The following is a 6,360-nucleotide window of genomic DNA, read 5'->3' as shown; positions in this document are numbered from 1 at the left end:
GTATTAGAGACCGTCGTCAGGTAGTCGTCACCGCCGCCGGTGAGTCCGGCGAGCCGGTCCTCGGGGGCGTCCCGCGCGGTGAGGAACAACACGCGGACGTCGTCCCGGGCGTCGCGGAGCCGTTCGAGCACGTCGAACCCGTCGATGTCCGGCAGCATGACGTCGAGCACGATGACGTCGGGCTGGAACTCCCGGGCGGCGAAGAGCACGTCGCGCCCCCGGTGCACCGCCCGCACGGCCCAGCCGTCGCCCTCGAACGCGAGGGCGACGGCGTCGGCGAGCGCGTGCTCGTCGTCGACGACGAGGGCGCGGACGGGGGAGCCGTCGGTGCGCTGCAGCGGGGTGCTGGCCATGTCGGCGAGCCTATCCGCGCCCTCGTCGTGCATCACTTCTGGCTGCTCAGGTCGTAGACCGTCGATCCGCCGACCGTGGTGCTGCTGTAGTTCGCCGCGACCCACTCCTGGATGGCCGAGGCCGTGGAGCTGCCGCCGCCCATCCCGCCGCCGGAGCCGGAGGAGATGTAGTACGCGATCTTGCCCTCGGCGACGTACGCCTTGAACTCGGCGAGCGTGGGCGCCGGGTCGCTCGACCAGCCGCCGATCGCCATGACGGCGGTGTCGGTGTCGAGCTCGAGCTGCGCGGCCGACTGCGAGCCGTTGACCGCGGCGGCCCAGGTCGTGTCCGTGGACTCCAGCAGCTTCTTCAGGGCCGACGACGTCGCCGCGCCGCCGCCTCCCATCGCGCCGCCACCGGCCTGGAGGCCCGTCCCCGACCCGCCGTCGGAGGTCGCGTCGCCGGATCCCTCCTGGGAGCCCGTGCCCGTGCTGCCCTGGCCTCCGGACGTCCCGTCCGGCATCGAGGGCGCCTCGCCGTCCATGCCCTCCGGTGCCTCGCCCGAGGTCCCGCCCGGCGGCGTGCCGCCGGGACCCTGCTGGGTGCCGTCCGTGCTGCTGTCGGAGCTGTCGCTGTCGGTACCGGAGGCCGATCCGCCGGGGCCTCCCGTGCCTCCCGGCTGACCGCCGCCCGTGCCGCCCATCCCGCCGGAGCCGCTGCCCGACGGACCGACGCTCGGGATCGATCCGGAGTGCGCGACGGTCGTCGTGGCGAGCGCGTACGCGGTCGTGCCGGTGAGGCCGAAGAGCGTGCCGGCCAGGACGCCGACCGTCACCAGCTTCCGGAGGCTGGGGACGCTGCCGACGAGGATCGCCGCGGTGGACAGGAGCCCGCCGACGAGTACCACCCACCGGAGCCAGGGGAGCCAGGTCGGGTTCTCGTTCAGGAGGCAGAAGCCCCAGTACGCGGTGATGCCGATCATCCCGGCGAGGCCGAGACGTCCGATGACCCGCTCACGGACGCTCCAGAGGAGGGCGCCGCCGGTCCCGACCAGGCCGGCGATCGCGGGGGCGAGGGCGACCGTGTAGTACGGGTGGATCGTCCCGGACATGTACGAGAAGACCAGGCCGGTGACGACGAGCCAGCCACCCCAGAGCACGAGGCCGACGCGGACCGGGTCGCCGAGGTGCCGCCGACCGACGACCACCAGGCCGAGGACGAGTGCGAGGAGCGCCGCGGGCAGGAGCCACGAGATCTCGATGCCCATCTCGGACGAGAACAGGCGGTCGAGTCCGGTCGAACCGCCGAACGACGAGCCCGCGGTGCCGCCCATCCCGCCGCCGGCGTTCCCGTCGCCGCCGAAGATGCGGCCGAGCCCGTTGTAGCCGAACACCAGGTCGAGCACGGTGTTGTTCGTCGATCCGCCGATGTACGGGCGGGATTCCGCCGGCCAGAGCCACACGGCCACGACCCACCAGCCGGCCGAGACCACGAGCGAGACCGCCGCGATCCCGAGCCCGATCGCACGACGCCCCCAGGTCGTCCGGGAGGCGAACAGGTAGACCAGGCCGAACGCCGGCAGGACGAGGAGCCCCTGCAGCATCTTCGTGAGGAACGCGAAGCCGAGGGCGATCCCGGCGAGGGCGATCCACTTCCAGCTGCCGCGGGGGAGCGCCCGCACGGTGCAGTACGCCCCGGCGGTCATGAGCAGCACGAGGAGCGCGTCCGGGTTGTCGAACCGGAACATCAGCGCCGCCGCCGGGGTCGCCGCGACGACGAAGCCGGCGAGGAGCGCCCCGACGTTCGCGGTCGTCGCGCCGAGGCGGGCGAGGGTCCGGCGGACCGTGCCCCACACGAGCGCGACCGACCCGACGGCCATGAGCGCCTGGGGGAGCAGGAGGCTGAACGACGAGAAGCCGAAGAGCCGGGCGGACAGCACCATCACCCACAGCGAGGCCGGTGGCTTGTCGACGGTGATGAAGTTCGACGAGTCGAGCGAGCCGAAGAAGAACGCCTCCCAGGACTTCGTGCCGGCCTGGACGGCGGCGGCGTAGAAGCTGTTGGCGTACCCGGAGATGCTGAGGTCCCACAGGTACACGACGGCGGTCAGGGCGAGGAGCGCCCAGAACGCGGGCCGCAGCCAGCGGGCGTCCTCGCGCTCGCCGAGGAACAGGCGAGCGAGGGGCGAGCGGCGGTCCCGGGCGGTCGCTCCGGGGTGTGCACGCTCGCGACGATCGGTCACGGGGGTCGGGTACGTGGTCATGACGATGAGGTTCCCGGACGTTCCCCGAACCCTTCGATGGAGGACCTTGGCGCTCCCTAAGAGCTGCTGCCCGGCATCAGGCGGACTGCCGCGGTCACGCGTAGCGGCGGGCTGCTCGGAGCGCCGCCCCGGTGTACGAGCAGCCCGAACAGGAACACGTGCAGGAGCAGCGGCGCGAGCTGGTGCAGCTCCACGCGGTCCTGCCAGCCCTCGGCGAGCGGGGACTCCTCGTCGTACGCCGCGAGGACGGTCTCGAGCCGCGGGAGGCCGAACAGCCCGAGGAGTGCGAGGTCGGTCTCGGCGTGCCCGCCGTGCGGGTTCGCGTCGATGAGCACGGCGCCCGTCGGGGTCGTGCCGTCCACCGGCTGCCCCGGTGTCGGCCAGAGGACGTTCCCGGCCCAGAGGTCACCGTGCAACCGGGCGGGACCGTCGCCGACGAGCGCGGGCTGCGGCGAATCGAACTCGCCGTCCTCGAGCCGCCCGGCCACCCGCTCGAACACCGCGGCCTCGGATCCGTCGAACCCGCCCTGGTCGACGATCCGGGACACGTAGTCGCGGATCCGGTACTCGGCGAAGAACGCGCCCCAGGTGTCGGGTGCGTCCGCGGCCGAGACGAAGGCCGTCCGCGAACGACCCATCCGGAGCGAGCCCTGCTGCAGGAACCCCGGCGAGGGTGCGCCCCAGTGCGGAGCACCGGCCGCGTGCGTGTGGGCGAGCGACCGGCCGAAGCGCTCGGCCTGCTCCGGGGTCGGGGCACCGTCACTGATCTGCTCGAGGTGCAGCACGCGCGGCTCCGGGTGCGCGAGGACCCGGGCGATGCGGGTGCCGCCGGCGTCCTCGGCCTCGGCGAGCCACTCCAGCCCGGCGGCCTCGGCAGTCGCCTCGTCGGGGTCGGTGAAGGTCTTCACGTACGTCTCGGCCATCGGTCCATCCTGCCGATCGCCGGCCGCGCCGGTCACAGCACGGGGCCGCCCTCGTCACCCGACGGCGTCGACGAGCGCCTGCGCCAACGGGTGCCACGGCCGTGACGACGGCCCGCTCAGCACGAGCGTCCGGGTCAGCCGCCGTTCGAGCGGCAGCATCACGAGGTCGTCCGGCAGCATCCCGCGCCCGAGTGTCGGCACGATCGAGACGCCCTCACCGCGCTGGATCATGCCGAACATCGTGTTCATCTCCCGCACCCGGTGCGCCCAGCGGAACGGCTGCCCGTCGAGCTCGTGCAGCCGCTGGATCTGCACCTCGCACCCGCCGCCGCCCGCGACCAGCCCGTCCTCGTGCAGGTCGTCGAGCGTCAGCGCCTCCTGACCCGCGAGCGGGTGGTCCCGCCGCACGACGGCGGCCATCTCGTCCCGCGCGACGACCGCCGCGCCCGTCGGCACCGGTGACGGGTCCACGAGCACGGCCGCGTCGACGGTCCCGCCCTCGAGCCACTCCGGCATCTCGTCGTCGTCGCCCTCGTACACCTGGACGTCGACGTCCGGCAGCGTCACCGCCCACAGTTCGCGGAGCCGGGGGAGCAGGCCCTGGCACACCGTGGGGACGGCGGCGAGGCGCACGGTGCCGCGCGCCGTGGCGGGGGTGACCACTGCCTCCAGGGCGTCGATGGAGGCGACCGCGCTGCGGGCGTGCGCGAGCAGGCGTTCCCCGAGCGGCGTGGGAGTCGCGGCGCCGCCGCGGTGCACGACCGCGCCGCCCACCTCGCGCTCGAGCCCCGCCACGGCGTGCGACACGGCGGACTGCCCGACCCCGAGCGCCGCGGCCGCGCCGGTGAACGACCCGGCGTCGACGGTGGCCGTGAACGCCCGGAGTTGGGGGATCGAGACGGTCATGTGTGCTCCTCATGACTCCATGAGCGACATGCGTTCGACACATGTGCGGTGGTGATCGATGCTAGCCCTCGTGAACGCCCTCCTCTACCTCCTGGTCGCCCTCACCTGGGGCTCGAGCTTCTTCTTCGCGAAGATCGGCCTCGAGGGTCTCGCGCCGCAGCAGGTCGCCACCGTGCGCACCGTGCTCGGGGCGGTGACCCTCGTGGTCGTGCTGCTCGTGACGCGCCGGAAGTGGCCCCGTGAACCGCGTGTCTGGGGCCACTTGCTCGTCGTGGCGGTGTTCCTCAACGCGGTGCCGTCGTCGCTCATGGCCTGGGCGGAGCAGACGGTGCCGTCGGGGCTCGCGAGCATCTACAACGCGACGACGCCGATCATGACGCTCCTCGCGCTCGCGGTCCTCGTGCCGTCGGATCGTCTCAGTCGTCGGCAGCTCGGCGGCATCGTGCTCGGGATCGTGGGCGTCCTCGTGCTCGTCGGGCCGTGGGACCTCGTCGGTGACCCCGCGGTGCTCGCCACGGTCCCCGGTCAGGTCGCGCTGCTCGGCATGACCGCCTCGTACGGCATCGGGCTCGCCTGGCTGCGCCGCTTCGGCGTCGGCAGCGGGCAGGACCCGACGACGGTCGCCACGGTGCAGCTCTCGCTCGCGGCGGTCCTCATGCTGCTCGTCGCGCCCGTCATCGCCACGGGTCCGGTGCGGCTGGACTGGAGGATCGTGGCTGCGATGGTCGCGCTCGGCGCGGTCGGCACGGGGCTGGCCTACGCGTGGAACACCCGGTTGGTCGGGGCGTGGGGAGCGGGACGCGCATCCACCGTGACGTACCTGACGCCGGTGGTCGGCGTGGCCCTCGGGGTCCTCGTGCTCGGGGAGCCCCTGCGGTGGAACGAGCCGGTGGGCGGGCTCGTCGTGCTGCTCGGCATCGCGCTCGCCTCCGGTGTGCTGCGCGGCCGGCGCCCCGGTGCGGCGCGCAGTCGGCCGTCGGTACGCTCGGCGGGGTGAGCCACCCCTCGACCGCGCGGCTGCTGTTCGCGTCGTCGCACCCCGGCCCGACGATCACGGTGACGGTCCTCGCGACCGTGATCGCCGCGGCCGTCGGGCACCCGGTGTGGCTCGTGGTGCTCGTCGCGCTCGCGGTGGTCGCCGGGCAGCTGTCGATCGGCCTCGCCAACGACTGGATCGACGCCGACCGCGACCGCGCGGTCGGGCGGACGGACAAGCCCGTCGCCGGAGGCCTGATCCCCGTCGGGACCGTCCGGACGGCTGCGTACGTCACCGCCGGGGTCGCCGTTCTGCTGTCGCTCCTGCTCGGACCGGTCGCGGCCGTCGCGCACGTCGTCCTCGTCGCCGCCGGCTGGGTCTACGACGCAGGGCTCAAACGGACGGTGTGGTCGGTCGCACCGTTCGTCGTCGCGTTCGGCCTGCTGCCCGTCGTCGCCGTCGCAGCCGGTTTCGGTGGTGCTGGCGGTGGCGCCGGCGGAGCCTGGCCGGCGTGGTGGGCGGTCGCGACCGGTGCGGTGTTCGGCGTCGCGATCCACTGCACGAACGTCCTCCCGGACCTGCTCGACGACGCCGCGACCGGGGTCCGGGGATTCCCGCACCGCCTCGGGCTGCGCGGCTCGGGCGTGCTCGCGTTCGTCGCGCTCGTCGTCGCGGCACTGCTCGTGCTCGGTGGGCAGCTCGGTGGGGCCGACCCCGCGCGCGGGGCGGCCGCGGTGCTCGCGGTCGTCGGCACGGTCGTCGTGGTGGGGTTGGCCGCGGTCGGCGTGCGGCTGGTGTTCGCCGGTCGGCCGACGCGCGCGCTCTTCCGCCTCGTGATCGCGTCGTCGCTCGTGCTCGTCGTCGAGCTCGCGGTCGCGGGGGCGCGGCTCGTCGCCTGACCGGCGGGGCGCGGTCGGCGGCTCGTCCGGCGGCGGTCGTGCCGCCCGTCCGGACGCCGA

The 6,360-nt window shown here is 73.9% G+C and carries 6 protein-coding genes; 2 read left to right on the top strand and 4 right to left on the bottom strand.

Features of this window, described 5'->3' with window-relative positions; genetic code table 11:
- The 4 genes from NS184_RS01015 to NS184_RS01000 all read right to left on the bottom strand — a co-directional run.
- Positions 1-353, bottom strand: a 353-nt coding sequence (locus tag NS184_RS01015) for a response regulator (protein ID WP_152997989.1), incomplete at its 3' end; no start/stop codon positions are given.
- Positions 354-385: 32 nt separating this feature from the next.
- On the bottom strand, positions 386-2,596 hold the full coding sequence (locus tag NS184_RS01010; protein ID WP_083513340.1) for an ArnT family glycosyltransferase: 2,211 nt from the start codon (positions 2,594-2,596) through the stop codon (positions 386-388).
- A gap of 56 nt (positions 2,597-2,652) precedes the next feature.
- Positions 2,653-3,519, bottom strand: a complete 867-nt coding sequence (locus NS184_RS01005; protein WP_058724287.1) for a fructosamine kinase family protein — start codon at positions 3,517-3,519, stop codon at positions 2,653-2,655.
- Between the two features lie 54 nt (positions 3,520-3,573).
- Entirely contained in the window at positions 3,574-4,425 is an 852-nt protein-coding gene (locus NS184_RS01000; protein WP_058724286.1) for a LysR family transcriptional regulator, read from the bottom strand.
- A 70-nt stretch (positions 4,426-4,495) separates the two neighbouring features.
- Between NS184_RS01000 and NS184_RS00995 the strand changes: the two genes are divergently transcribed.
- The gene (locus NS184_RS00995; protein WP_152997988.1) at positions 4,496-5,422 is read left to right on the top strand and encodes a DMT family transporter; all 927 of its coding nucleotides are present in this window, start codon (positions 4,496-4,498) and stop codon (positions 5,420-5,422) included.
- Complete coding sequence (locus NS184_RS00990) at positions 5,419-6,300, top strand: UbiA family prenyltransferase (protein ID WP_058724284.1); 882 nt, start codon at positions 5,419-5,421, stop codon at positions 6,298-6,300. Before NS184_RS00995 ends, NS184_RS00990 begins: the two co-directional genes overlap by 4 nt.
- Positions 6,301-6,360: the final 60 nt, after the last annotated feature.

This window comes from Curtobacterium luteum (genome assembly GCF_001475545.1).
GTDB classification, from domain to species: Bacteria; Actinomycetota; Actinomycetes; order Actinomycetales; family Microbacteriaceae; genus Curtobacterium; species Curtobacterium luteum_A.
Note: the sequence above shows the minus strand (reverse complement) of the source record. Positions and strands in the feature narration are given on the sequence as shown.

What these genes read in the sequence shown, in the direction of transcription:
- NS184_RS01010 (WP_083513340.1), bottom strand. Translation starts at nt 2,596, where the DNA reads ATGACCACGTACCCGACCCCCGTGACCGATCGTCGCGAGCGTGCACAC.
- NS184_RS01005 (WP_058724287.1), bottom strand. Translation starts at nt 3,519, where the DNA reads ATGGCCGAGACGTACGTGAAGACCTTCACCGACCCCGACGAGGCGACT.
- NS184_RS01000 (WP_058724286.1), bottom strand. Translation starts at nt 4,425, where the DNA reads ATGACCGTCTCGATCCCCCAACTCCGGGCGTTCACGGCCACCGTCGAC.